At 61.7% G+C, this 24,551-nt stretch carries 22 protein-coding genes and 1 pseudogene; 9 read left to right on the forward strand and 14 right to left on the reverse strand.

Features of this window, described 5'->3' with window-relative positions; translation table 11 throughout:
- Nucleotides 1-129: 129 nt before the first annotated feature.
- Nucleotides 130-1,371 (forward strand): TIGR03862 family flavoprotein, encoded by a 1,242-nt coding sequence (locus tag AB4O40_RS13760; protein ID WP_056728789.1) that lies wholly within the window; start codon nucleotides 130-132, stop codon nucleotides 1,369-1,371.
- A 117-nt stretch (nucleotides 1,372-1,488) separates the two neighbouring features.
- Here the strand turns inward: AB4O40_RS13760 and AB4O40_RS13765 are convergent, their stop codons facing one another.
- The gene (locus AB4O40_RS13765) at nucleotides 1,489-2,829 is read right to left on the reverse strand and encodes a DEAD/DEAH box helicase (RefSeq protein WP_150726987.1); all 1,341 of its coding nucleotides are present in this window, start codon (nucleotides 2,827-2,829) and stop codon (nucleotides 1,489-1,491) included.
- A 78-nt stretch (nucleotides 2,830-2,907) separates the two neighbouring features.
- Nucleotides 2,908-3,840 (reverse strand): drug/metabolite exporter YedA, encoded by a 933-nt coding sequence (gene yedA, locus AB4O40_RS13770; RefSeq protein ID WP_223542006.1) that lies wholly within the window; start codon nucleotides 3,838-3,840, stop codon nucleotides 2,908-2,910.
- A gap of 165 nt (nucleotides 3,841-4,005) precedes the next feature.
- On the opposite strand from yedA, the gene AB4O40_RS13775 reads away from it, so the two are divergent.
- Complete coding sequence (locus AB4O40_RS13775; protein ID WP_007990688.1) at nucleotides 4,006-4,458, forward strand: Lrp/AsnC family transcriptional regulator; 453 nt, start codon at nucleotides 4,006-4,008, stop codon at nucleotides 4,456-4,458.
- A gap of 137 nt (nucleotides 4,459-4,595) precedes the next feature.
- Here AB4O40_RS13775 and AB4O40_RS13780 read toward each other — a convergent pair whose 3' ends face one another.
- From AB4O40_RS13780 to AB4O40_RS13790, 3 genes are all read right to left on the reverse strand, one after another.
- Entirely contained in the window at nucleotides 4,596-5,201 is a 606-nt protein-coding gene (locus tag AB4O40_RS13780; RefSeq protein WP_056728794.1) for a 3'-5' exonuclease, read from the reverse strand.
- Nucleotides 5,202-5,223: 22 nt separating this feature from the next.
- Complete coding sequence (locus AB4O40_RS13785) at nucleotides 5,224-5,703, reverse strand: LabA-like NYN domain-containing protein (RefSeq protein ID WP_007990686.1); 480 nt, start codon at nucleotides 5,701-5,703, stop codon at nucleotides 5,224-5,226.
- Nucleotides 5,704-5,823: 120 nt separating this feature from the next.
- The gene (locus AB4O40_RS13790) at nucleotides 5,824-6,585 is read right to left on the reverse strand and encodes a DUF2076 domain-containing protein (RefSeq protein WP_460054142.1); all 762 of its coding nucleotides are present in this window, start codon (nucleotides 6,583-6,585) and stop codon (nucleotides 5,824-5,826) included.
- 178 nt (nucleotides 6,586-6,763) lie between these two features.
- Between AB4O40_RS13790 and AB4O40_RS13795 the strand changes: the two genes are divergently transcribed.
- Both AB4O40_RS13795 and AB4O40_RS13800 read left to right on the forward strand, forming a co-directional pair.
- Nucleotides 6,764-7,438 carry a YciC family protein gene (locus AB4O40_RS13795; RefSeq protein ID WP_056728798.1) on the forward strand — a complete coding sequence of 225 codons (675 nt, stop codon included), beginning with the start codon at nucleotides 6,764-6,766 and terminating at the stop codon, nucleotides 7,436-7,438.
- Between the two features lie 66 nt (nucleotides 7,439-7,504).
- Nucleotides 7,505-8,584 (forward strand): endonuclease/exonuclease/phosphatase family protein, encoded by a 1,080-nt coding sequence (locus AB4O40_RS13800; protein ID WP_460054140.1) that lies wholly within the window; start codon nucleotides 7,505-7,507, stop codon nucleotides 8,582-8,584.
- Between the two features lie 129 nt (nucleotides 8,585-8,713).
- Here AB4O40_RS13800 and AB4O40_RS13805 read toward each other — a convergent pair whose 3' ends face one another.
- The 5 genes from AB4O40_RS13805 to AB4O40_RS13825 all read right to left on the reverse strand — a co-directional run bounded on the left by AB4O40_RS13805 (nucleotide 8,714) and on the right by AB4O40_RS13825 (nucleotide 14,681).
- Complete coding sequence (locus tag AB4O40_RS13805) at nucleotides 8,714-9,547, reverse strand: ABC transporter ATP-binding protein (RefSeq protein ID WP_056728802.1); 834 nt, start codon at nucleotides 9,545-9,547, stop codon at nucleotides 8,714-8,716.
- Nucleotides 9,535-10,338, reverse strand: a complete 804-nt coding sequence (locus tag AB4O40_RS13810; protein ID WP_007990681.1) for an ABC transporter permease — start codon at nucleotides 10,336-10,338, stop codon at nucleotides 9,535-9,537. Before AB4O40_RS13810 ends, AB4O40_RS13805 begins: the two co-directional genes overlap by 13 nt.
- Before the next feature lie 8 nt (nucleotides 10,339-10,346).
- A complete protein-coding gene (locus AB4O40_RS13815; RefSeq protein ID WP_414918709.1) occupies nucleotides 10,347-11,333 on the reverse strand; it encodes an ABC transporter substrate-binding protein in 987 nt (328 codons plus the stop codon).
- Nucleotides 11,334-11,798: 465 nt separating this feature from the next.
- A complete protein-coding gene (locus AB4O40_RS13820) occupies nucleotides 11,799-13,169 on the reverse strand; it encodes an aspartate aminotransferase family protein (protein ID WP_056728808.1) in 1,371 nt (456 codons plus the stop codon).
- Between the two features lie 21 nt (nucleotides 13,170-13,190).
- Complete coding sequence (locus tag AB4O40_RS13825; protein ID WP_460054136.1) at nucleotides 13,191-14,681, reverse strand: aldehyde dehydrogenase; 1,491 nt, start codon at nucleotides 14,679-14,681, stop codon at nucleotides 13,191-13,193.
- Between the two features lie 225 nt (nucleotides 14,682-14,906).
- Between AB4O40_RS13825 and AB4O40_RS13830 the strand changes: the two genes are divergently transcribed.
- Nucleotides 14,907-15,836, forward strand: coding sequence for a LysR family transcriptional regulator (locus AB4O40_RS13830; RefSeq protein WP_460054132.1), 930 nt, complete (start codon nucleotides 14,907-14,909; stop codon nucleotides 15,834-15,836).
- Between the two features lie 9 nt (nucleotides 15,837-15,845).
- Here the strand turns inward: AB4O40_RS13830 and hrpB are convergent.
- Nucleotides 15,846-18,361: pseudogene (hrpB, locus tag AB4O40_RS13835) on the reverse strand (ATP-dependent helicase HrpB).
- Between the two features lie 100 nt (nucleotides 18,362-18,461).
- Here hrpB and AB4O40_RS13840 point away from each other — a divergent pair.
- Nucleotides 18,462-18,881, forward strand: coding sequence for a hypothetical protein (locus AB4O40_RS13840; protein WP_056728815.1), 420 nt, complete (start codon nucleotides 18,462-18,464; stop codon nucleotides 18,879-18,881).
- Between the two features lie 41 nt (nucleotides 18,882-18,922).
- Nucleotides 18,923-19,819, forward strand: a complete 897-nt coding sequence (locus AB4O40_RS13845) for a cation diffusion facilitator family transporter (RefSeq protein WP_460054127.1) — start codon at nucleotides 18,923-18,925, stop codon at nucleotides 19,817-19,819.
- On the opposite strand, the gene AB4O40_RS13850 is transcribed toward AB4O40_RS13845, so the two are convergent.
- Nucleotides 19,813-20,856 (reverse strand): DUF6515 family protein, encoded by a 1,044-nt coding sequence (locus AB4O40_RS13850; RefSeq protein WP_460054125.1) that lies wholly within the window; start codon nucleotides 20,854-20,856, stop codon nucleotides 19,813-19,815. The genes AB4O40_RS13845 and AB4O40_RS13850 overlap by 7 nt on opposite strands.
- A 450-nt stretch (nucleotides 20,857-21,306) precedes the next feature.
- Between AB4O40_RS13850 and AB4O40_RS13855 the strand changes: the two genes are divergently transcribed.
- Nucleotides 21,307-21,786: an Lrp/AsnC family transcriptional regulator gene (locus AB4O40_RS13855; protein WP_007937367.1), complete on the forward strand. Its 480-nt coding sequence runs from the start codon at nucleotides 21,307-21,309 to the stop codon at nucleotides 21,784-21,786.
- Between the two features lie 239 nt (nucleotides 21,787-22,025).
- The gene (locus AB4O40_RS13860; RefSeq protein WP_007937369.1) at nucleotides 22,026-22,235 is read left to right on the forward strand and encodes a DUF2788 domain-containing protein; all 210 of its coding nucleotides are present in this window, start codon (nucleotides 22,026-22,028) and stop codon (nucleotides 22,233-22,235) included.
- Here the strand turns inward: AB4O40_RS13860 and AB4O40_RS13865 are convergent.
- Together AB4O40_RS13865 and amn are read right to left on the reverse strand one after the other, a co-directional pair.
- Nucleotides 22,230-22,865, reverse strand: coding sequence for a pseudouridine synthase (locus AB4O40_RS13865; RefSeq protein WP_056728822.1), 636 nt, complete (start codon nucleotides 22,863-22,865; stop codon nucleotides 22,230-22,232). The two genes, AB4O40_RS13860 and AB4O40_RS13865, sit on opposite strands and share 6 nt — an antisense overlap.
- Before the next feature lie 70 nt (nucleotides 22,866-22,935).
- Nucleotides 22,936-24,435 carry an AMP nucleosidase gene (gene amn / locus AB4O40_RS13870; RefSeq protein WP_177336502.1) on the reverse strand — a complete coding sequence of 500 codons (1,500 nt, stop codon included), beginning with the start codon at nucleotides 24,433-24,435 and terminating at the stop codon, nucleotides 22,936-22,938.
- Nucleotides 24,436-24,551: the final 116 nt, after the last annotated feature.

A 24,551-nucleotide genomic window follows, 5' to 3' on the forward strand; every position in this document is an offset into this window, starting at 1 on the left:
GAACGGTGGTTGTTTTTTAACCAGCCCTCCAATACACCGATCATCCCTGTGGGAGCGAGCTTGCTCGCTCCCACAGGGATTCGGGCTGGTAGAATGCCCGGCTTATCCCGCCAGACCGCAGCGCATCCCATGACCCAATCCTCGTCACCCCTTCCCCCTCACGTCGCCATCATCGGCGGCGGCCCCGCCGGTCTGATGGCGGCCGAAGTGTTGAGCCAGGCCGGGATCAAGGTCGACCTGTACGACGGCATGCCCTCGGTCGGACGAAAATTCCTGCTGGCCGGCGTCGGCGGCATGAACATCACGCACTCCGAAGCCTACCCGGCGTTTCTCTCGCGCTACGCCGAACGCGCCCCGCAGATTGCCCCGCTGCTGCGTGGCTTCGGCGCCGAAGCGCTGTGCCAGTGGATTCATGACCTGGGCATCGAGACCTTCGTCGGCAGTTCCGGCCGGGTATTCCCCACCGACATGAAGGCCGCGCCACTACTGCGCGCCTGGCTCAAGCGCCTGCGCGACAGCGGCGTAGTTATCCACACCCGCCACCGCTGGCTCGGCTGGGACGAGCGTGGCGGATTGCGCATCGACAGCCCGGAAGGCGAAAAAACCGTGCAAGCCGATGCCACCCTGCTCGCCCTCGGTGGCGGCAGTTGGTCGCGCCTGGGTTCGGACGGCGCATGGATGCTGGCACTGGAGCAACTGGGTGTAGGACTGGCGCCATTGCAACCGAGCAATTGCGGCTTCGAGGTGCAGGCCTGGAGCGAATTGATGGTCAGCAAATTCGCCGGTGCGCCGCTGAAAAACATCGCCATCGGCCTTAACGATGACGTGCCGCGACTTGGCGAATGTGTGATTACCGCCACCGGAATCGAAGGCAGTCTGATCTACGCCCTGTCGGCACCGATCCGCGAGGCAATCAACCGGCACGGCTCGGCAACCATTCATCTGGACCTGTTGCCCGGCCGGCCTGTGGATAAAGTTCAAGCGGCGTTGAGCAAGCCGCGGGGATCGCGTTCCATGGCCAAGCACTTGCACAGTCAGTTGGGCATCGATGGCGTAAAAGCGGCGCTATTGCGTGAACTGGCCAGCGCCGATTGCTTTGCCGACATGGCCTTGCTGGCCAAATCGATCAAGGCATTGCCACTGACGCTGGTGAAAACCCGACCACTGGATGAGGCCATCAGCAGTGCTGGCGGTGTGTTGTTCGAGTCGATGGATGAGCGATTGATGCTCAAGCAACTGCCTGGCGTGTTTTGCGCCGGGGAAATGCTCGATTGGGAAGCGCCGACCGGCGGCTATCTGCTGACCGCGTGTTTCGCCAGCGGGCGAGCGGCGGGGTTGGGGATGGTGGAATGGTTGCAGCGCAAGGGCTGAAGACCGAGGCGCGCCCTTCGCGAGCAAGCCCGCTCCCACAGGGGATTTGTGAACAACACAGATCCAGTGTGGGAGCGGGCTTGCTCGCGAAGGCGGCCTAACAGACGCAGAGGTAAATCAAGGCTTACGCTTGCGGGGCCCGGTATTGAACACCGGCACTTTGCGCACAGGCTTGATCGAAGGTTCCGCCGGCGCAACCTCTCCGCTATCAACCCACCGCCCCAGATTGCGTTTACCACCGCCACCACCGGAAGCCTTGGGCTTCTTCGGTTTTTTCGGCTTTTTGACGACCTGGCCACTGGCATCGGTGTCCGGCACGCGGTGTTCAGGTTCGAAGTCCGGCTCGTTCTGCCGCTTCAAGGTCTGGCGGGTCAGCATCTCGATGGCCGACAGCAGATTCACTTCATCGGCGCAGACCAGGGAAATCGCCTCGCCGGTCGAGCCCGCGCGGCCGGTACGACCGATACGGTGGATGTAGTCCTCAGCGACAATCGGCAAATCGAAGTTGACCACCAACGGCAGGTCTTCGATGTCCAGGCCACGGGCCGCCACGTCGGTAGCGACCAGGATCTGCACTTCACTGGCCTTGAAACGATCCAGTGCGCGCTGACGAGTCGCCTGGGGTTTGTCGCCGTGGATGCCGTCTGCGTTGATGCCCAGGCCCTGGAGTTTATCCACCAGCGCATCCACGCCGTTGCGGGTCTTGGCGAACACCAGCACCTGCTTCCACTTGCCCTTGCGCATCAGGTGCACGAACAGTTCCGGCTTGCGCTTCTTGTCCACCGTCACGATCCATTGCTTGACCGTATTGGCCGCAACGTTGCGCGGGCTGACCTCGATGGTCAGCGGATCGTTGAGCATTTGCCCGGCCAGCAGGCGGATGTCGTCGGAGAAGGTCGCGGAGAACAGCAGCGTCTGACGTTTCTTTGGAAGAGCGCGGTAAATGTTCGCCAACTCCTCGGAAAAGCCCAGGTCGAGCATGCGGTCGGCTTCGTCCAGCACCAGGGTCTGCAGCTGGTTGAACTTCAGTGCGTTCTGGCGGAACAGGTCGAGCAAGCGGCCCGGGGTCGCCACCAACAGGTCAACACCGCTGCGCAGTTTCATCATCTGTGGGTTGATGCTGACGCCGCCGTATACCGCGTAGGTGCGCAGCGGCAGGTTTTCGGCGTACTGGCGCACGGCTTCGTGAACCTGCTCGGCCAGCTCGCGGGTCGGTACCAGGATCAGCGCGCGAACCGAGTTGGCGGTGACTTTCGGCCCTTCCATGGCCAGCAGTTGCAACAGCGGCAGGGCGAAACCGGCGGTCTTGCCGGTGCCGGTCTGGGCGGCGGCCATCAGATCGCGACCGGCCAGCACTGCCGGAATGGCTTGCGCCTGAACCGGCGTCGGTGTCTGGTAGCCGAGCGTCTCGAGGGAGCGCAGCAAGGGTTCGATCAGGCCAAGGGTGGCGAAAGTCATGGGAGTACCGTAGGAAAATTCAGCGCGGGTTGTTCAAAACAAGTGTGCAAAACAAGATGCAATGCCGCGCAGTTTACCCTAATTCACACGGGATTCTGTCGGTACTGCCGTCACCACCACTGGCCGTTCTGGCGTGCGGCGCCATTGTGGCAAGCCGATCAACACCACGGCACTGATGATCACCGCCATCGCCAGGGCTTCTTCGATGCCGATGGTCTCGCCAACGAACACGATCCCCAGCAACACCGCCACCGCCGGGTTGACGTAGGCATAACTGGTGGCCGCCGCCGGACGCACATGCTTCAACAGATACATGTAGGCGTTGAAGGCGATGATCGAACCGAACACGGTCAGATACGCCAACGCGGCCCAGCCTTCGATCGGCGGCACCTTTTCCAGCTGCTCACCACTGACTGCGCTGGCAATCAGCAACACCACACCGCCCACCAGCATTTCCACAGCACTGGCCATCGCGCCCTGAGGCAATGGCAAATGTTTGCTCCACACCGAGCCAAAGGCCCAGGTCGCCGCCGCAAAAATCAGCAACGCCGCACCCAGCGGGCTCGATTGCAGGTTGGAACCGAGGTTGAGCATGCCGATGCCGATCAGCCCGAGCACAATCCCGGCCCATTCGAGACGGGTATTACGTGCGCCCCAGAAATATCCGCAGAGCAAGGTAAACAGCGGCACCGTCGCCACTGCCAGTGCCGCGACACCGGAAGCAACGCCGGTGTGTTCGGCCACGCTCACCGCGCCGTTGCCGCACGCCAGCAACAAGATCCCGATGATCCCGGCAGCTTTCCACTGCGCCCAGGTCGGTGCCGGCGCCCCGCGCCAGCGCAGGAAGGCATACATCAAGGTCCCGGCGATGACGAAACGGATGCCGGCGAGCAGCAGTGGCGGCCAATACTCCACGCCGATGCGGATCACCAGGTAAGTCGAGCCCCAAATCACATACAAGGCGAAGAAGGCAGCGATCAAGGGTAAGGGAAAGCGACGAAGGCCGGACATGGGGGCAGCTCACAGGCAAGGACAAGTGAACGGCTATTCTAGAAAGGCCAGCGTCGGAAAATAAGTTACAAAACCTGTTTAAAGCGCCAGTACACTTTTCAAAACACGGAGTTCAGCGCTATAAACCGTATTTTCGAAAGCTGGCCATTTTCAGGAGTCACCCCGATGGATAAGTACGACCGCATGCTGCTCAGCGCCCTGCTGGAAAACGGTCGCGCGTCCTACGCGGACCTGGCGCGCAAGGTCAACCTGTCTGCCCCGGCCGTGGCCGAGCGCGTGGCCAAGCTCGAAGCCAGCGGCGTGATCACCGGTTATCAGGCGAAGGTCGACATGGCCAAGCTCGGCCTGCCGATCCAGTGCGTGATCGAACTGCGCCTGAACCAGCACGGTAACCAGAAAGCCTACGACGACCTGATCAAAATCCCGCAATTGACCGAATGCCATCGGGTGACCGGCGACCCGTGCGTGATCATGCAAGCGGCGGTGGGCTCAATGCCGGAGCTGGAAGAACTGATCAACCGGATCGCCACGTTTGGCTTCAGCAAGACGTCGATCGTGTTGTCGAGTGCGATAGAGAAGCGGGTGCCATTGGGGCACATCGAAGGCAATGGCAAATAGCTTTCTTTGGGACCGTAGGAGCTGCCGAGTGAAACGAGGCTGCGATCTTTTGACTTTGATTTTAAAGATCAAGATCAAGAGATCGCAGCCTCGTTTCACTCGGCAGCTCCTACAGGGGTTATGCGGTGTTTTCGGGATCAGCGATAACGCTTTAGGTGCTCGCCCACTTTCGCCGCCGGCACTTTCTGCAACTTGCACAGCAAATCATGGGACAGCTCGCGCAAGCCATGCTTGTGCCGCAGTTCGTCCGCCAGGTGCGCCGTCAGGTTGGCCGCCATCTCGGCATCGGCCATCGCCCGGTGGGCCTTGCCGGTGTGGGGCAAGTTGGCGAACGTGGTGAGGGTGCCGAGTTTGTGGTTCGGCGCGGCGGGCATCAGGCGTCGGGCCAATAGCAGCGAGCAGGCAAAGTTCTGCAAGCGCGTGCGTTTGATTCGTCCGAGCTCGAAGTCCCAGAACTTCTGGTCGAACGCGGCGTTGTGCGCCAGCAATGGCGTGGTACCGACGAATTCATTCACTTCATTCATCACCTGCTCCGCCGACGGCGCGGTGCGCAGCATGGCGTTGCTGATGCCGGTGAGTTGTTCGATGAAGGCCGGGACGCGTACGCCGGCGTTCATCAGGCTTTGGTAACGCTCGACGATGCGCCCCTGTTCAAGGATCACCACGGCGATTTCCGTAGCCCGGCAGCTGCTGCTCGGGGAGATCCCGGTGGTTTCAAAGTCGATGACTGCTATGCGTTCCAAACCTGTTTCAACTCCGTAAAAATCAATTCTTGAGCAGCAACGCGCCTTCGATCGGCACGTAGCGGCTGGCGGCGCGGATCAGCGAGTTGGCGGTCAGGCCCGGCACGCCGTAGGCCACCGCTTGCACCCCGTGTTTGCTGATGATGCGTTCCAGCAGCATGTCGAAATCGCCATCACCGGAGGCCAGGACGATTTCGTCGACATGGTCGGCGGCATCCATGATGTCGAGGGTGATGCCCACGTCCCAGTCGCCCTTGGCCGAACCATCGCTGCGCTGGATGTACGGCTTGAGCTTCACGGTGAAACCGAGGTTGCGCAGGATCTGCTGGAACTGCTGCTGTTTGCTGTCGCCACGGTCGATGGCGTAGGCGTAGGCTTCGACGATCTCGCCCTGTTTGCTGATGTCAGCCCACAGTGCGGCGTAATTGAAGTGGCAACCATAGGCCTGACGCACGGTGTAGTAGAGGTTCTGGACATCGGCGAACACTGCGATTTTTTTCACCGGCTTTCCTCGAGGCTGAATCAGGCACCAGGCCCGAAAAGTCGCCCAGTATGCCAGCCCGAAGGATTGTTCCGCGAATAATCAGCTATGTGGCGAGGGAGCAAGCTCCCTCGCCACAGGTCAGACGAAGGAATCGTCGTCGCCGCCGAAGAACGATGAGCTGTCATCGCTGTAGTCGGCGTCGCTGAATCCGCCCTGATCGTTGCTCCTGGAATCGTTACCGGCCATGCGCTGATCATCGCCCCAGCCATTGTTGCCCTGGTCGTTGACCTGGGCCGGCTCTTCCTTGATGACTTCGACGACTTCCGGTTGCTGATTGTGATGGAACAGGCTGCTGATGCCTTGTGCCAGCATCACTCCACCCGCCACGCCGGCGGCGGTTTTCAGCGCGCCACCGAGGAAACTGCTGCCGGCCGCTGCCGGAGCCTGTTGCTGGGGTGCATAGCCCTGTTGTGGAATGTTCTGCTGTGGCGGCTGCGAACCGAACGACGAGCGTCCCGGCTCACGCCAGCCACCGTTCGACGGCGGTGCGTTCTGGGTTGATGCGGGCTGTGGCTCGCGGGAGTTGCCGCCAAAGATGCTCGACAAAAAGCCACCGCCACTCGGCGCAGGAGCCGGGGTCGCCTGGGCCTTGGCCTGTTGCAGTTCGGCCTGCAATTGCTGGACTTGCCGGGTCAGTTGTTTGTTCTGCTCATCGAGGCTCTTGATCGCCGCCTCTTGCACCAGAATCGCCTGGGTCATGAAATAACCTGCCGCGGGCTGGCGCGTCAGGTGTTCCTTGATCCGCGCCTCGGCCTGGGCGTCGCGCGGGGCTGAGTCCGTTTCGGCCTGTTGCAGCCGGGAAAACAGTCCATCGATCAGGGTTTGTTCTTCGCTGTTCATGGCGACCTCGTAGATTGCCGGGGAAATCGTTGCCTTTATCCAATGAGGATAAGGTGCTCGACCTTAATGGAGGCTGAAACAAGATGTTTCAATGTCCTTTACCGAACGTTTACGTTTGCTTCCCCCTGCGCTTGATCGGTTAAAGTGGGCCACTGCTTCCAACCTGCGATACCAACTGATGAATCCGTTAGATGTGCTGCGTGACTCCCTGTATTTCTTCAAGCGCAATCTGGGCCAGATCGTGCAACTGTGCCTGCCGCTGGTGATGCTTGAGGCACTGCTGCAACAAGTGGTCGACCATTCCACCGAGCCGGACAGTTTCCCCGGCATCAGCGTGATTGTCGGCTTGCTGGTGTATCCGCTGTACACCGCCGCGCTGATTCTGTTTCTCGACGCCCGCAGCCGAGGCGAATCGCCGAGCAACCGCGAGCTGCTGTCCAGGTCCGCCTACCTGTGGCCGCGCTTCGCCCTGCTGACGGCGCTCAATACCGTGCTGATTCTGCTGGGCCTGTCGCTGTACTTCCTGCCCGGTATCTACTTGATGGTGACCCTGGCGTTTGGCGAATACCTGCTGGTGTTGCGCGGCCTGGCGCCGCTGGCGGCCATGAAGGAAAGCCTGCGCATGACCCAAGGGCATTTCTTGCGCATCCTGCTGTGCATTCTGTGTGTGATGGGGCCGTTGTGGCTGCTCAAGGGCGTGACGCTGGCGGCGTACCCGGAACCGCAGAACCCGGTGATCTCACTATTGATCGACAGTGCCCACAGCTTCCTGCAACTGTTTACCAGCGTGGTGCTGTTCCGGTTGTTCATGCTGATCAACCCGTTGCCTGAGAGAAATGACAACTCGCTCTGACCTTGGGCGCGACCATCGCTCTCGGGTATGCTCGGGAACAACTCTGTAACGCTATTAAGCCGAGCCATGACCCGTCTACTGCGCTACACCCTGCTGGGCCTGCTGATCATGACCGTCCTGATCAGCGCGATGATCTACAGCCTGACCTGGCGCCCCGACGCCAAAGAAGTGTTGCCAGTCAGTTGCAGTACCCAGGCCCCTTCCCTGGTCCCCGGGCAGGCGTTGAAGGTGATGACCTGGAACGTCCAGTACCTGGCCGGCAAGCGCTACGTATTCTGGAATGACCTGGCCGCCGGTGCCGACGAACGTCCCACAGCGGAAGATATGGCCTTCAGCCTCGACGAAGTGGCGCGGGTGATTCGCGACGAACAACCGGACATCGTGCTGTTGCAGGAACTGGACGACGGCGCCAAGGCCAGCGATTACCAGCAGCAGTTCAAACTGCTGCAGGAACGGCTTGCCGACTTGTATCCCTGTGGCGCCAGCGCGTTCGACTGGAAGGCCGACTTCGTACCGAACCCGCACATCTTCGGCAGTGTCGGCCGGCAACTGGCGACCCTGAGCCGTTACCGGATCGAACATGCCGAACGCCTGCAACTGCCCATCGCCTCGGGCAATCCGCTCAGCCGCCAATTCAAACCCAAAGACGCCTTGCTGGTGAGCTACTTGCCGTTGATTGATGGCGGGCAAATAGCGGTGCTCAATACCCATTTGGACCGCGCCAATCGAGCCGACAACACCTTGCAAAACCAGGTGAACGCCGTGGCCGGGGCCCTCGATAAACTCGAAAGCCGTGGCACGCCGTGGCTGATCGGTGGGGATTTCAACCTGTTGCCGCTGGGCCAGTATCGACGCCTGTCCGACGCACAACGCGCGCCCTACTCCGCCGACAGCCCGCTGCACCTGCTGTGGGACAAGTACCCGATGATCCCGAGCAACAACGAAGCCAGTGGTATCGACCGCGAACGCTGGCTGACCCATTACCCGAACGATCCCGGGCTGAACGGCCCGGACCGGACCGTCGACTACCTGTTCTACAGCCCGCGGATCAAACGGGTGGAGGCGATGGTGCGGCAGGATGATACGTTGCGCATCTCCGATCACCTGCCGGTGATTGCGCGGTTTTTGTTGCCGGTTGCGCCCTGATACCGAGGCAACACAATACCTGTGGGAGCGGGCTTGCTCGCGAAGAGGCCAGTACATCCGAGATCAATGTTGTCTGATACACCGCTTTCGCGAGCAAGCCCGCTCCCACAGGGTCTGTGTATGCTCGACTTAATGCACCTCCTCCAGATCATCATGCAGCAGCCCGAAGATCTCGCGCTTCATCTCGATGAACGAGCGCTCCATGACCATATCGAGGTTGCGTGGACGTTCGATCGGCACATCCAGAGTCTGCTTGATCCGCCCTGGCCTGGCGCCCATCACATACACCCGGTCACCCAGCAGAATCGCCTCGTCGATGTCGTGGGTCACGAACAACACGGTCTTTTTGCTGTTGCCCCACACCCGCAGCAATAACTGCTGCATTTGCAGGCGCGTCTGGCTGTCGAGGGCGCCGAAGGGTTCGTCCATCAGCAGGATCTGCGGATCATTGGCCAGCGCGCGGGCAATGGCGACGCGCTGCATCATGCCGCCGGACAACTGCTTGGCGTAGTTGTCGGCAAAGCCGCTCAAGCCCACTTCATTGACGTAGTAGTCGACGATGTCCTTGCGTTGCGCCGCCGGCATGCCGCGGCGCTTGAGGCCGAACTCGACGTTCTGCCGCACCGTCAGCCACGGGAACAGCGTGTAGCTCTGGAACACCATGCCACGGTCCGCACCGGGGCCTTCCACCTGTTGGCCGCCGACGTAGATCTCGCCCGAGGTCGGTTCGGCCAGGCCGGCGGTGAGGTACAGCAGGCTCGACTTACCGCAACCCGAAGGTCCGACCAGTACCGCAAATTGCTGGTCCGGCACCTCGAACGACACTTCCTCCAAGGCGGTAAAGGTACCGCCATCGGGTTTCTTGTAACTCAGGCTGACCTTGTCCACCTTCAGCCGAGGCGCGTTCACTGGGGCAGCATGAGGCGCGGTAAAACGATGAGTGGCGGCGGTTACTGAGCCCATGCGGTGATCCTCAGGCGTAGGAAACGGAACAGTTGATCGGTGACCAGGCCCAGCAGGCCGATGATCGCGATGGCGAGGAAAATCACATCCACCTGGAAGCCACGCATGGCCTTGAGGCTCAGGTAACCCAGGCCACTGGAAGCGGCGACCAGTTCAGCCACTACCAGGTAAGTCCAGGCCCAGCCCATGGTCACGCGCAAGGTGTCGAGCACACCTGGCAGGGAAGCCGGAGCGATCACATGCAGCACTGCATCGCGGCGATTGGAACCGAGGGTGTAGGAGGCGTTGATCAGGTCCTTGGAGATGCCTTTGGACACGTCCGCGATCATCACCAGTTGCTGGAAGAACACGCCGAAGATGATCACCGACACCCGCTGCTCCAGACCGATGCCGATCCACAGGATGAACAGCGGCACGAAGGAGGTCACCGGCAGATAGCGAATGAAGTTCACCAGTGGCTCAAGAAAGGCCTGGACGATGCGGAAGCTGCCCATCAACAGTCCCAGCGGCACCGCCACCAGGGACGACACGATGAAACCGACCATCACCACTTCAACGCTGGCCCACACATGTTGGCCAAGGGTGCCGTCGCGGCCTAACCGCACGGCGGCCTCGACCACCGCGCCCGGCGTCGGCAGGAACATGCCCGGCACCACGCCACCGTAGGACAAGCCGGCCCAAAGACCGACCAGCAGCACCCAGGCCAGGCCGCTCGCGCTCCAGATCACCGAGACCGGCAAACCGGTCTTGGGCGTAATGCAACGGCTCAGCCATGAATTGCGCTTGAACATGCAGCCTCCTAGAGCGGGGTGACGAAACGGTTGTCGATCAGGTCGTCATTGCTGACGTTGTAGGGCTTGCCCTGCAGCTCGCTGGCGGTCTCGTTGGCCAGTTTGATCAGCGGTGCGCTGTCACCCGGCTTGCCCGGCGAGCCCAGCAGTTTTTCGCTCATGGCCTGATCGTAGAAACGCACGCCTTGCGCTGCGGCTTCCAGCTCCTTCGGATCGGCCAGGTAACCGCCGACACCCTTGGCCATGATTTTGTAGGCTTCCTGCGGATGATCCTTGGTGTACTGCACGGCTTTGTACAAACCGGCCACCAGGGCCTTGACGTCTTCCGGCTGTTTTTCGATCACGCTGCAATTCAGTGCGACCACATCGACGATCACCCCCGGTGTGCTGCTGCTGTCGATCAGCACCTTGCCCTGCTGCTTGTCGCGAACCATCGACAGGTGCGGCTCCCAGGTCACGGCGGCGGGTACGCGACCGGCGATGAACGCGGTGGCGGCGTCGTCGGCCGTCATGTTCTGCACGGTGATGTCGCTCATGCTCATGCCGTGTTTTTTCAGCAGATAGGACAGCCAGAACTGCGAGGTCGAACCTTCGTTGACCGCAACGGCCTTGCCCTTGAGTTCCTGCAGGCTCTTGATGTCCTTGCCTACCAGCACGCCGTCGCCACCATGGCTGTCGTCCAGCGCGGCCACGGCCTTGAAGCAGAATTGCGGACGGTACTTGAGCACCTCGTCGATGGTCGACGCCGAGCCGGACAACTCACCGGATGCTTGTGCGGCCATGTACATCGCCGCTTCCTCGACCACCGGCAATTCGACGGTCAAACCGTTTTCCTTGAAGTAGCCAAGGTCCTGGGCCAGGTACAGGGTGCCGTAGCCGACCCAGGTGGTATGACCGATGGACAGAGTGCCGGCCTGGACGCTGGTGGCAACCGTCGCGGCGATGGCGGTGACCGCCAGCGGATAAGTGAAGCGGGTGAGCAAGGACTTGGTCATGGAGCACTCCCAAAGCTGTTGATTTAGTTTTGTCATGGGCAGTACGGCGAGCCCTGAATCGGCTGCGACCTGTGGTCTCTGGATGGACCCTTCGGCGGGCAGCATTCGGCGGGCTGGCGAGATCGATGTTGGCCCATGGGAGGGCTTAGGAAAACGAGGAAATATGTGGATGCGAGTGATGAAAAAACTGGTTAGCTCGCACCGCGAAAGGGCGCTGTGGGCGGGGATGCCCGAGGTGGGTGCAAAGCTTGAGAACAGCAAAAGATCGCAGCCTTCGGCAGCTCCTACATTGGAATGCGATCCCCTGTAGGAGCTGCCAAAGGCTGCGATCTTTTATGTCTGTCGCAATCGCGAGCAGGCTCGCTCCTACAGGGGTCTATGTCGCCCTCGTTTCCGATGATCGACACAAATCCAATGTAGGAGCGAGCCTGCTCGCGATAAGGTCCGCAGGACCTTCCAGCAAGATCAGAGCCGGCCGTATTCCTGCGCCGTACGATCCACAGCTTTCAAGGTCTTGGCGATCAGCTCATCAATCTCCTCACGACTGGCAATCAACGCCGGCGCCATGATCATCCGGCCCAAGGTCGAGCGAATGATCACCCCCTCCTCGAAACCGATCGTGCGGCAACGCCAGGCAATATCGTTCTCGTTGGCAAAACGCTTGCGAGTGGATTTGTCTTCGGCCAGTTGCAACGCCGCGACCATGCCGGTGCCCTGGATGTCACCCACCAACGGGTGCTTGCCGAACACTTCCCGCAGGCACTGTTGCAGGTACGGGCCGATGTCGTCCTTGACCCGCGTCACCACGCCTTCGTCACGCAATGCCTTGAGGTTGGCAATCGCCACCGCCGCCGCCACCGGGTGCCCGGAATAGGTCAGGCCGTGGGCGAACACACCGCCCTGCTCCACCAGCACCGAAGCCATTTTCTTCGACAGGATCAAACCGCCCATGGGGATGTAGCCCGAGGTCAGGCCCTTGGCGATGGACAGGGTGTCCGGCTCGAAACCGAAGTACTCGTGGGCGAACCATTCGCCGGTGCGACCGAAGCCGCCGATCACTTCATCGGCGCACAGCAGCACGTCGTACTTGCGGCAGATGCGCTGGATTTCCGGCCAGTAGCTTTCTGGCGGGAAGATCATGCCGCCGGCGCCCTGGAACGGTTCGGCGATAAAGCCCGCGACCTTGTCCGCACCCAGTTCGAGGATCTTCGCTTCCAGTTGCTGGGCCGCGCGCAGACCGAATTCCGCCGGTGTCAGGTTGCCTTCGTGGGCGAAGAAGTACGGCTCGTCGATGTGCTCGATGTCCGGAATCATGCCGCCCATTTCGTGCATGAATTTCATGCCGCCCAGCGCCGTCGCGGCCAGGGTCGAACCGTGGTAACCGTTCCAGCGGCCGATCATGATTTTCTTCTCGGGCTTGCCGAGCACCTGCCAGTAACGACGCACCGTGCGGATCAACACCTCGTTGGCCTCGGAGCCGGAGTTGGTGTAGATCGCGTGGCTGTAGTGAGCCGGCAGCAGGCTGAACAGCAGCTCGGACAGCTCGATCACCTGCGGGTGGGTGGTGTGGAAAAACATGTTGTAGTACGGCAGTTGCTCCAGCTGCTGGCTCGCAGCAAAGGCCAGGTCCTTGCGCCCGTAACCGAGGTTGGTGCACCACAGCCCGGACATGCCGTCGAGGTAACGCCGGCCATCGTTGTCCCACAGGTGCAGGCGTTCGCCACGGACCATCACCCGTGGCCCCTCGTCGTTGAGGGCTTTTTGATCGACGAATGCATGGATGTGGTGCGCAGCGTCGGCGGCCTGGTAGTCGCGGGTGTCACGTGGTGTGGTCATCGCCAGTTCTCCGTTTTGTTATCAGCGCAATTGAAACCAGGTGGTCTTCAACTGGGTGTATTTATCGAATGAATGCAGGGACAGGTCGCGGCCGAAACCCGACTGCTTGCCGCCGCCAAAAGGCACGGTCACGTCCAGCGCATCGACGCTGTTGACCGACACCGTACCGGCCCGCAATTGTCGCGCCACACGGTGGGCGCGGTTGAGGTCGTCGGTCCACAGCGAAGCCGCCAGACCGTAGACGCTGTCGTTGGCCAGTTGCAAGGCGTGGGCCTCATCGTCGAATGCCGTAATCGCCAGCACCGGGCCGAACACTTCATCGCGAAACAGCGGCATGTCCGGGGTCACACCGGTGAAAATCGTCGGCTGGATGAAGTTGTCCGAGCCGTTGAAGATCGACTGCCGACCGCCACAAACCTTAGTCGCGCCTTGCTGTTCGGCCTGCTGGATGAACTTCATGATCCGCGCGGTCTGCCGGCTGTCGACGATGGCCCCGGCGGCGCTCGACGGGTCCAGAGGATCGCCCGGCAACCAGCGTTCAGCCTGGGCCTTGAGGCACTCGACGAACTCGTCATGAATCGAGCGCTGCACCAGCAACCGCGAGTTGGCCGAGCAGACTTCGCCCTGATTGAAGAAGATGCCGAACGCGGCTTTTTCCGCGGCCAGATCCAGGTCCTGACAATCGGCAAACACCAGGTTCGCACTCTTGCCGCCGCACTCCAGCCACACCTGCTTGAGGTTCGACTGGGCCGAGTACTGCATGAAATATTTGCCGACTTCGGTGGAGCCGGTGAACACCAGGCAATCGACGTCCGGGTGCAGGCCGAGGGCTTTGCCGGCCTGCTCGCCGAGGCCCGGCAGTACGTTGAGGACGCCTGCCGGAATCCCCGCCTCCAGCGCCAGCTCAGCCAGGCGCAGGGCGGAAAACGGCGACTGCTCGGCCGGTTTGAGGATTACCGAGTTACCGGCGGCCAGGGCCGGGGCGAGTTTCCACGCCGCCATGTCCAGAGGGAAATTCCACGGCACCACGGCAGCCACCACGCCGAGGGCTTCGCGAGTAATGGTTGCCAGCACGTTCTGCGCGCTGGGGGCGATCTGGTCGTAGAGTTTGTCGAGGCTTTCGGCGTACCAGCGGAACACGCCTGCGGCACCCGGCACGTCGATGTTGTAGGCATCGGTGACGGGCTTGCCCATGTTCAGCGAATCGAGCAGCGCCAATTCTTCACGGTTTTCCAGGATCAAGTCGGCCAGGCGCAACAGTACTTGCTTGCGTTCGGTCGGCGAGCGCGCAGCCCAGGTGCCAGCCTCGAAGACCTGCCGCGCATTGTGCACCGCCGCGTTCACATCTTCTTCACCACAGGCGGCAACGTTGGCCAGGCATTGCCCGGTGGCGGGGTTGATCGCGGCGAAGGTCTGCCCCGACTGCGCCGCGCGGCGCTGGCCGCCGATCACGGCCTGGTCGGGAAACCGCAGGGAAGCGGCCTTGCGTTGCCAATACTCAAGCTCGAACACGTTCAGATGCTCCAGAGGACATTCTTGTGTATTGGATAGTCGCTCAGGCCCGAGCGGTGGAAAACCAGTAAAAATGTGTTCGCAGGCCAAGAAAAAACTACGTAGCCAATCTCCCTTCTGGCGCAGCATGTGGTTATTGTTCAAACACAACAAATCGCTACCCGAGCGGATAGGGTGGCGCGCAAATTGCCAGGATGCCTGATCCGTTCTCCCCCGAGGTTTGCTGTGGCTGCCTACAATCTGCGTCAACTGAAATACTTCATCACCACCGTCGAGTGCGGCAGCGTCGCCGAGGCCTCGCGCAAGCTGTACATCGCCCAGCCTTCGATCTCCACGGCCATCAAAGGGCTGGAAGACAGTTTCGGCGTGCAACTGCTGATCCGCCATCATGCACAGGGCGTGTCATTGACCCCCAGCGGTGCACGCTTCTACCGCAAGGCACAGGAACTGCTGCGCATGGCCAAGGAGTTCGAGCAGAACGCCCTGGCCGACAACGACGTGGTCTCCGGACAGATTGATATCGGCTGTTTCGAAACCGTCGCGCCGCTGTACCTGCCGCAATTGATCGCAGGATTTTCGGCGTTGTACCCGGGGGTAGAAATCCGCATCCGCGATGGCGAGCAACAAGAGCTGGTGCAGGGCCTGACCTCCGGCGCTTTCGATCTGGCGATCCTTTACGAGCACGATCTGGACGGCACCATCGAAACCGAACCGCTGATGCCGGCGCAACGACCTTACGCGCTGCTGCCGGCGGATCACCGCTTTGCCCAGCAGGCGCAGGTGTCGCTACGGGATTTGTGCCTGGAGCCTATGATTCTTCTGGACGTGCAGCCGAGCCGCACCTACTTCGTCAGCCTGTTCGAGGAGCTGGGCCTGACCCCACGCATCGCCTTCAGCTCGCCATCGATCGAGATGGTGCGGGGCATGGTTGGCCAGGGATTCGGGTTCTCGATCCTGGTGACCAAGCCGCATTCGGAGTGCACCTACGACGGACAGAAAGTAGTGTGCGTGGACATCGCCGAAAACGTCACCGGATCCGGGCTGGTGGCCGCATGGCTCAAGCGTGGGCAACTGACCAAGCCGGCGCAGTTGTTCGCCGACTACTGCCGCGAACAACTGACCGCCAAATCCGAAAGCTCAAGGCCGTCCGTGTAGGAGCTGCGATTACTTGCGCGGTTTTATCCGTGCAGTCGCCTCCGCCACCAGCGGATCATCCGGCCAGTAATGCTTGGGATAACGCCCCTTCAAATCCTTCTTCACCTCGGCATAGGTGCTGCGCCAGAAGTTGGCCAGGTCCTGAGTCACCTGCACCGGTCGCCTTGCCGGGGACAACAGATGCAGCTTGACCACTTGCCGGCCGCCGGCGATGCGCGGGGTTTCGGCCAGACCGAATAACTCCTGCAATCGCACCGCCAGAATCGGCGGCTGTTCGCTGTAGTCCAGACGAATCGACGACCCCGAGGGCACGCTCAAATGATGCGGTGCCAGCTCGTCCAGCCGTTGCGGCAGCGGCCACGGCAGCAGGTTGTGGACGATGCTCGACAAGTCCAGGTTGGCGAAGTGACTGAGCCGAGAAACCTTGCCCAGATACGGCATCAGCCAGTGTTCCAGATTCTTGAGCAATGCCGCGTCGCTGACATCCGGCCACTCGCTCTCGCCCTTGGCGGCGAGGTCCAGTTGCCGCAACAAGGCGACCCGCGCCTGCCACTGACGCAGTTCCGGGGTCCACGGCAACAGCTCCAGGCCTTTGCGCCGCACCAGGTTCACCAGCGCCTGGCTACGGGCGGTTTCGTCGAGGCCGGTCAGTGGCTCGCGGCTGAGGATCAGTTCGCCAACCTTGCGCTGACGCTCGGCCCGCAGCACGCCCTCGCGCTCATCCCAATCCAGTTGATCGACGCAGCGCACCTGCTCGGCCAGCACTGAATCGAAGAGCGCCGGATCGAAGTCCGTCGCCAGGTAAATCCGCTCCTCACGCTGGCCCTGGCGACTGCCCAGATCGGCGATCACCAGCCACGCTTGCTTCATCAGGCTGTCGGCTTCGGCGAACAGTGCCGCACGACCGTTGGCCAAACGGTATTCCGCGCCACCGGCACGCCGTTGTTGGGCGACCCGGTCGGGATAGGCCAGCGCCAGCAAGGCGCCGAGCCAGCGTGGATGGTCGGGATCGCTGACCGGCTCCGAGGCTTTGCCGCGCAGGTAACCACGATATTGCCGCGCCAGTTGCCGTGCGCGCTGCACGCCCCCTGGGCACCGCGTGCAGCGCGTTCTTCGCCAGACAGCAATACCAGTCGGCTGTGCAAGTCCGCCCCGGCACCGCGCAAGATATCGCGCTCGCCGAGCAGTGCCGCGACGTCGCAGGCCATGTCCGCCAGCCCCAGCGCCTGGCCACGCAACAGTAAATGCGCGATGCGCGGATGCGCCGGCAGTTCGGCCATGGCCTGACCATGGCGGGTCAGCGCTTCTCCTTCCAGCGCCCCCAGGCGTTCGAGCAGGTCCTGAGCCTGTGCATAAGCGGCGGCCGGCGGCACGTCGAGCCACACCAGTTGCCCGGGCGTCACGCCCCAACGACCAAGCTGCAAGGCCAGCCCGGCGAGGTCCGCCGAGAGTATTTCCGCACTGCCATAGGCCGCCAGTTGCTCGTGCTGGTCCTGGGACCACAAGCGATAACACACGCCCGGTTCCAGTCGCCCGGCCCGGCCAGCGCGCTGGGTGGCGCTGGCCTTGGAAATGCGCTGGGTGTCGAGACGGGTCATGCCGCTGCCGGGGTCGAAACGCGGCACCCGCGCCAGCCCGGCATCGATCACGACCCTCACGCCATTGATGGTCAAACTGGTCTCGGCGATGTTGGTGGCCAGCACCACTTTGCGCTTGCCCGCCGGTGCCGGATCGATGGCTGCCCGTTGCGCCGCGAGGTCCAGTTCACCGTGCAACGGGCACAGTAGGACCTGAGTGTTTTCGCCCAAGGCATCGGCCAGTTGCTGATGCACGCGGCGGATTTCTGCTTGCCCCGGCAGGAACACCAGCACACTGCCGGTCTCGTCGTCCAAGGCTTCGAGGATGGTCTGCACCAGACGCGGCTCGATGAATTCACCGGCCTGGAATGGCCGCCCCCAGCGCATCGCCACCGGGTACATGCGCCCTTCGCTGCGCAGGATCGGCGCGTCGTCGAGCAACCCGGCCAAGCGTTCGCCTTCGAGCGTGGCAGACATCAAGAGGATTTTCAGCGGCTGATCGTCACGGAACAGTTCGCGGCCATTGAGGCTCAGGGCCAGCGCCAGATCAGCGTCGAGACTGCGTTCGTGAAATTCATCGAAGATCAGCAGACCCACGCCTTCGAGCGCCGGGTCATCCTGCAAACGCCGGGTGAGGATGCCTTCGGTGACCACTTCGATACGGGTGTTGGGGCCGACCTTGCTGTCGAGCCGAATGCGATAACCCACGGTTTCGCCGACCTTCTCCCCCAGCTCACTGGCCAGCCGTTCAGCCGCTGCGCGCGCGGCCAACCGGCGGGGTTCGAGCATCAGGATGGTCTGACCGGCCAGCCACGACTCGTTGAGCAAGGCCAAAGGCACGCGGGTGGTTTTACCGGCGCCGGGCGGCGCTTCGAGCACGGCTTCGTGGCGTGTAGCGAGGGCTTCACGCAGGGCGGGTAAAACTTCATCGATCGGCAAAGAAATCATGCTGGCTCCAAAACAGAGCGGCGAGTATAACGGCGAACTGTTTGGCGTAGTCTGGGCTCTAACCAGTAACGTTCTTGGCGTTCTACTCAGGAGATTTCATATGCGTGCTCCCTTTCGCCTGATTGGCGGTGTTCTGGTCGCAACCTTGCTGACTCAAGTGACCGCCTGCGGGTCGATCTTCTACCCGGATCGACGTGGCCAGATCGAAGGCAAGATCGACCCGGCCATCGCCGCGCTCGACGCCGTGGGCCTGTTGTTCTACATCATCCCCGGCCTGATTGCGTTTGCCGTGGACTTCGCCACCGGCGCGATTTACTTCGAGCCAGGCAAGACCGCCCAGGTCGACCCGCAAAAACTCAAGGACGCTATCGGTCCCGACGGCAAGGTCGATAATCGCAAGTTGCAGACTATTCTGGAAAGCGAACTGGGCCGCAGCTTCCCGCTGGACGATCCACGCCTGATCCAGAGTAAAGGCAGCTCTCAACAACTGGCGATGTTCGGCCTGCAACCCGCCGCGTAATCCCTACGCACGAAAGGACTCTTCAAGGAACGATGGCCCCTATGACCTCCAGCTCCGAACACGCCCGCCTGCTGCGGCTGGCGACCCGTGCCTCGGTGGCGGTGGCGTGCATCCTGATCGTCGCCAAAGCCATCGCCTGGTGGCTGAGCGGCTCAGTGAGCATGCTCGCCGGGCTCACCGACTCGACACTCGACGGTGTCACGTCATTGCTCAACCTGCTGGCGGTGCATTACGCCCTGCGCCCCGCCGACAACGATCATCGCTACGGACACGGCAAGGCCGAGTCATTGGCGGGCATGGCCCAGGCGCTGTTCATTGGCGGCAGTGCGGTACTGATCGCGTTGCAGGCCTATGATCGACTCAAACATCCCGAACCGGTCGGCGCGCCGTGGATCAGTATCGGCGTGATTGTCTTCTCCCTCGTCCTGACCTTAGCCTTGCTGTCGCTGCAACATCGGGTGATCAAGGCCACGGGCTCCAACGCCGTGCGGGCCGACTCGCTGCACTACCGTTCGGACCTGTTGCTCAACGGCAGCATTCTGATCGCACTGGTGTTCGCCGGGTTTGGACTGCACCAGGTCGACCCCTGGTTCGGTCTGGGCATCGCTGCCTACATTCTCTGGAGCGCAGTGCAGATCGCCCGGGAAAGCTTTGCGGTGTTGATGGATGAAGAACTGCCGCCGGAGGTCAGCCAGCACATGCTGGAACTGGCGTGCAGCGTGCCCGGCGTGTTGGGGGCCCATGACCTGCGCACACGGATCTCCGGCAACCAGTGGTTCGTGCAGTTGCATCTGGAGCTGCCGGGGGAACTGACGCTGTCAGTGGCCCACGGCATCAGCGATCAGGCTGCCGCGGCGATTCACACCGTCTACCCGCGGGCCGAAGTGCTGGTGCACGCCGACCCGCAGGAAGTGGTAAAAGCTGCCCGGGATCAGTAAGTCACCTGATAACCGCGACTGCTCAGGCAGTCACCCTGGGCCTGTCGGTAGGCTTGCACCACCGACGGGTCTGGCCGGTAGGTGGCGGTTCGTGGATCGAAACCACTCTGCTGCACCGCATATTGATAACACTCGTAACCATCCCGGCTGACCTGTTCCGGCGACTGACCGTTGGCTGGATAGGCCTCCACGTCATAACCACTGTTGCCGGCTGGAGGTTGCGATTGGCCAACCGGCGGTTCGACCACGACGTAGTCCTGAGTGCTTTGCTGATAGGCGTAATAGGAACCTGCCGCCAGGAACAGCAGCGCCCCGCCGATCCACACCTGCTGGGCGTAATCGGGCAGGTACCTGACACGAATCCCCCGCGGTGGTTCCACCACCACGTAACGCGGGCCCAGCGGACGATACCAGTAGCCACCGGAATAGTAGTAATCCATGCCACGGTAAGGCACGCGGTAGTCGCGCTCGGGGAAGCGGTCGATCACATGGCCGGGACGATACTTGGGACCAGGCCCCCAGCCGTTGCCGCGCCCACTCGGACGCCCCTCCCAATGCGTGTCATTGGACGGCGCGCCTATGTAGCCATTCCAGTGCTTGTTGTAATCGTTGCGACGCGGTTGATTCTGGTCGTAACCGTGCGGCGGCTCCCGGGTCTGGCCCACGGTGTCGGGGCGTGGCTGGATCGGCATGTCAGTGGCCGGCATCTGCGGCGGAGGCGGCGGCGAGCGCACCCGGCTGTTGTAGTCCGGTGCTGGGCGGCTCTGCCTCTGGTCATTGTCCTGACGTTGATCCTGGCCGCTGTGCTCGTACTGGCGATTGTCGTTGTTCTGCGCACGGGGCAGATTCTGCTGCTGGCCGTTTTGCGGATGTGGCTGGTTGCCGCCACCATGGCCCTGGTTATCGCCCTGATGCCCACCCTGGCCGTGCTGCCCGCCATCATGGCCACGATTTTGCTGCTCATCAGCCATCGTTTGCGCAGAGACACTGACACACAACAAACCAACACCGGCCAAACGCCAGATGCGCGATTTCATGCTGTTCCTCATTGCGGGTAAGGGCCTGTACATAAGACTGGGAAAGCAGTGGCCGGTTCTGCGACAGGTTATCAGTCACGCAACTTATTTATTGAGGCCTGCTCTTTAATTCACGGCAGCAAATTCCACGCAAGAAAAAGGGGAGACCCGTCGGCCTCCCCTTAGAGAACTTCGTCCTGGCTCGACACTTGTGGCGTCGGCTCACCTCACGCCGTCTTCTGGACAGTGTGTAGCTCGGGGGCCGGCACATCCCCGGTGGGGGTGGCGACCGCGGCGGGCCTGATTCGGCGAGCCGCACTGGACTGTTTGTCCGAGCAGTGATTCTGGTGATAAGAATAGGCCGGGAGCGCCGGCAGAGGATTGCGAAGATTGCTGAATTAAACATCACTTGCGCAATTTTTAACCCCGGATACATAATCCTCCGCAATAGTTACGACAAAGGACCGTTTGATGAGCAAGCTCGACCGTTACGACCTGAGTATTCTGGCGGAATTGCAGCGCGACGCACGCATCTCCAACCAGGAGCTGGCCGAGCGCATCGGCCTGTCGCCTTCGCCGTGCTCGCGGCGGGTCAAGCAACTGGAAGACGACGGCTACATTTCCCGCCAGGTCGCCCTGCTCGACCGCAAGATGCTCGGCCTGAGCCTGACCGCTTACGTGCTGATCGGCATGGACCGTCACACGCCGGAGCGTTTCGAGAATTTCGAAGCGGCCATCCGCACCCTGCCCCAAGTGCTCGAATGCAGCCTGGTGACCGGGATGGATGCCGACTATCAACTCAAGGTCGTGGTGCCGGACATGGATCACTACCAGAAATTGTTGCTGGGGCATCTGACACGGATTGAAGGCGTGACCAGCGTGCGATCGAGTTTTGTGCTGAATCAGGTTTTGAACAGCACCGAACTGCCTTTGACTCATCTGCGTAGCTGAGTAGCACTTCTGTAGGCGCCTGTAGGAGCTGTCGAGTGAAACGAGGCTGCGATCCTTTGATCTTTTCTTAGCAGCAAAATCAAAAGATCGCAGCCTTCGGCAGCTCCTACAAGAGCAGGTCGGTTGTCAGACCGGGCGACGAATGACTGCGACACACCGACGCAGGTCAATACAGCGCGAACCCGCGCAGGCGTATACTCCCCGCGCCCTTTTAGCCACGCCCGCGCTGGAGATATTCGATGGATCCTGCCGTATTCGAAGAATGGATGATGACCGGACTGGTCAGCATCCTGATCATTTTCATGGGTTTCATCGTCTGGGATCTGGCGAAGAAGTCCAAGGCCGGGCGCTTCGGCTCGTTCATTTTGTTCTTCGTGCTGGGCCTGGGCGTGGCGGCGTTCGTGATCAAGAGCGTGGTGATCGGCCTGATCGAATCCGGCACGTTATAAGCGCGCCGGCACTTCCTTCCACTGGCCCTGATCGAGCCCCTCGATCGTCCAGTCGCCGATCCTGACCCGCACCAGACGCAAGGTCGGCAACCCGACCGCAGCGGTCATGCGCCGCACCTGTCGGTTGCGCCCTTCGCGAATCACCAACTCCAGCCAGCTGGTCGGCACGCTTTTACGAAAACGCACCGGCGGATTGCGCGGCCACAGCTCGGGCTCGTCCAGTTGCCGCGCCTCGGCGGGCAAGGTCATGCCATCATTCAATTCGACGCCGTCACGCAAGCGCTGCAACTGCTCGGCGCTCGGCTCGCCCTCGACCTGTACCCAATAGGTCTTGGCCAGCTTGTGTTTCGGGTCGGCGATCCGCGCCTGAAGCTGGCCGTCGTTGGTCAGCAGCAACAAGCCTTCGCTGTCGCGGTCCAGCCGTCCGGCCGGATAGATTCCCGGTACATCAATGTAATCCTTGAGGGTCGCGCGCCCTTCGCCGTCGCTGAATTGCGTCAGCACATCGAAAGGTTTGTTAAACAGGATCAGCTTCGGCTCGGCCGGTGGTGCCTTGGCGACACGGCGCGGGGCTGAAGGAGAGGGTTTCGCGCCAGGGCGGCGGGAAGGTGGACGAGATGGACGCGACATGGGCAAAACAACATCTAACGGTCAGGGCTGCTAATGCTAGTAGCCCGACCGTTAAATGACCATCGACAAATCAGCGGAACGGCGGCTCGTCGAAGCTGCGCAGTTTGCGCGAATGCAGCGAGTTGAGTTCGGTGCGCAACAGATCCACCGCCTCGATACCGATCTTCAGGTGCTGGCTGACCGCGCGCTCATAGAAGGCGTTGGCCGAGCCCGGCAGCTTGATTTCGCTGTGCAGCGGCTTGTCCGAAACGCACAGCAACGTGCCGTATGGCACCCGCAAACGATAACCCTGCGCGGCAATCGTGCCGCTTTCCATGTCCACCGCCACGGCGCGGGACAGGTTGATCAGCGGCCGTTCCTGCGCCCAGCGCAGCTCCCAGTTACGGTCGTCATAGGTCAGCACGGTGCCGGTACGCAGGCGCTTCTTCAGTTCGTCGCCCTTCTCGCCGGTGACGTTGGCCGCCGCCTGCTGAAGCGCGAGTTGCACTTCGGCCAACGCCGGAATCGGAATGTTCGGCGGCACCACCCGGTCGAGAATGCCGTCGCGACGCATGTAGGCGTGGGCCAGCACGTAATCGCCAATGGTCTGCGACTGACGCAGGCCGCCGCAGTGACCGATCATCAGCCAGCAATGCGGACGCAATACAGCCAGGTGGTCGGTGATGTTCTTGGCGTTGGACGGGCCGACACCGATGTTGACCAGGGTCACGCCGTGGCCATCGCTGGCGATCAGGTGATAGGCCGGCATCTGGTAGCGGTGCCAGACCACCCCGGCGGCAATCGCCGAGGCTTCGCCGTGGTCCATGCTTTTTTCAATGATCACGTTGCCCGGCAGCACCATGCGCACGAAACGCGGATCGCTGCGTAGTTGCTCCAGGCCATGGACGATGAACTGGTCGACGTAGCGGTGATAGTTGGTCAGCAAAATCCACGGCTGCACGTGCCGCCAGTCGCTGCCGGTGTAATGCACCAGTCGGCGCAGGGAGAAATCCACCCGCGCGGCATCGAACAGCGCCAGGGGTAGCGGATCGGTGTTTTCCCAATCGTACAGACCATCGGCAATGCCATCGGTCGCCGCCGACAGGTCAGTGCTCGGGAACACCCGCGCCAGCACGGGGGCAGTGACACCGGAACCCGCCAGCTCATCGCCCTGCTCGACCACATACGGATACGGAATGTTCTGCTGGCTGACACCGACTTCCACAGTCACGGTGAAGTCGTGCATCAACGGAACGAGCTGCTCCAGCAGGTATTTACGAAAAGCCGAGGGATGGGTGACGGTGACGCTGTAGGTGCCAGGCAACTGAACCTTGGCGTAGGCACGGGTGGTCTGCGGGACTTCGCCCTGGCAGTGGTAGGTCAGGCGCAATTCGGGATAGCGGAACATCGAGCGCTGTTCGGCATCGGGCTCGACGCGATCCTTGAGGTAACGCTTGAGCGCCTGGCTCAACGCGGTGGTTGCACGATTGTGCAAGTGTGCGAGCCGGTCCACGGCTTGCTCGGCGGTTTGAACGACAATAAAAGCTTCGGTCACGATCAGCATCCTGTGTTCTGACTTGCAGACCTTCATCTTGCCTGCATCGTCGCTTCACGGGAACAGCCAAAAAAAATCGCAGCCTGCGGCAGCTCCTACAAGGGCTCGTCGTGCACCCGTAGGAGCTGCCGCAGGCTGCGATCTTCTGACCG

Source organism: Pseudomonas sp. S2_F07, assembly GCF_054668325.1.

Excerpts from the sequence above, each read along its gene's own strand:
- AB4O40_RS13855 (WP_007937367.1), top strand. The coding sequence starts at position 21,307 with ATGAGCAAGCTCGACCGTTACGACCTGAGTATTCTGGCGGAATTGCAG.
- AB4O40_RS13790 (WP_460054142.1), bottom strand. The coding sequence starts at position 6,585 with ATGAACAGCGAAGAACAAACCCTGATCGATGGACTGTTTTCCCGGCTG.
- AB4O40_RS13810 (WP_007990681.1), bottom strand. The coding sequence starts at position 10,338 with ATGTTCAAGCGCAATTCATGGCTGAGCCGTTGCATTACGCCCAAGACC.
- AB4O40_RS13765 (WP_150726987.1), bottom strand. The coding sequence starts at position 2,829 with ATGACTTTCGCCACCCTTGGCCTGATCGAACCCTTGCTGCGCTCCCTC.
- yedA (WP_223542006.1), bottom strand. The coding sequence starts at position 3,840 with ATGTCCGGCCTTCGTCGCTTTCCCTTACCCTTGATCGCTGCCTTCTTC.
- AB4O40_RS13840 (WP_056728815.1), top strand. The coding sequence starts at position 18,462 with ATGCGTGCTCCCTTTCGCCTGATTGGCGGTGTTCTGGTCGCAACCTTG.
- AB4O40_RS13820 (WP_056728808.1), bottom strand. The coding sequence starts at position 13,169 with ATGACCACACCACGTGACACCCGCGACTACCAGGCCGCCGACGCTGCG.
- amn (WP_177336502.1), bottom strand. The coding sequence starts at position 24,435 with ATGAAGGTCTGCAAGTCAGAACACAGGATGCTGATCGTGACCGAAGCT.
- AB4O40_RS13845 (WP_460054127.1), top strand. The coding sequence starts at position 18,923 with ATGACCTCCAGCTCCGAACACGCCCGCCTGCTGCGGCTGGCGACCCGT.
- AB4O40_RS13805 (WP_056728802.1), bottom strand. The coding sequence starts at position 9,547 with ATGGGCTCAGTAACCGCCGCCACTCATCGTTTTACCGCGCCTCATGCT.
- AB4O40_RS13860 (WP_007937369.1), top strand. The coding sequence starts at position 22,026 with ATGGATCCTGCCGTATTCGAAGAATGGATGATGACCGGACTGGTCAGC.
- AB4O40_RS13760 (WP_056728789.1), top strand. The coding sequence starts at position 130 with ATGACCCAATCCTCGTCACCCCTTCCCCCTCACGTCGCCATCATCGGC.
- AB4O40_RS13815 (WP_414918709.1), bottom strand. The coding sequence starts at position 11,333 with ATGACCAAGTCCTTGCTCACCCGCTTCACTTATCCGCTGGCGGTCACC.
- AB4O40_RS13775 (WP_007990688.1), top strand. The coding sequence starts at position 4,006 with ATGGATAAGTACGACCGCATGCTGCTCAGCGCCCTGCTGGAAAACGGT.
- AB4O40_RS13795 (WP_056728798.1), top strand. The coding sequence starts at position 6,764 with ATGAATCCGTTAGATGTGCTGCGTGACTCCCTGTATTTCTTCAAGCGC.
- AB4O40_RS13850 (WP_460054125.1), bottom strand. The coding sequence starts at position 20,856 with ATGAAATCGCGCATCTGGCGTTTGGCCGGTGTTGGTTTGTTGTGTGTC.
- AB4O40_RS13800 (WP_460054140.1), top strand. The coding sequence starts at position 7,505 with ATGACCCGTCTACTGCGCTACACCCTGCTGGGCCTGCTGATCATGACC.
- AB4O40_RS13865 (WP_056728822.1), bottom strand. The coding sequence starts at position 22,865 with ATGTCGCGTCCATCTCGTCCACCTTCCCGCCGCCCTGGCGCGAAACCC.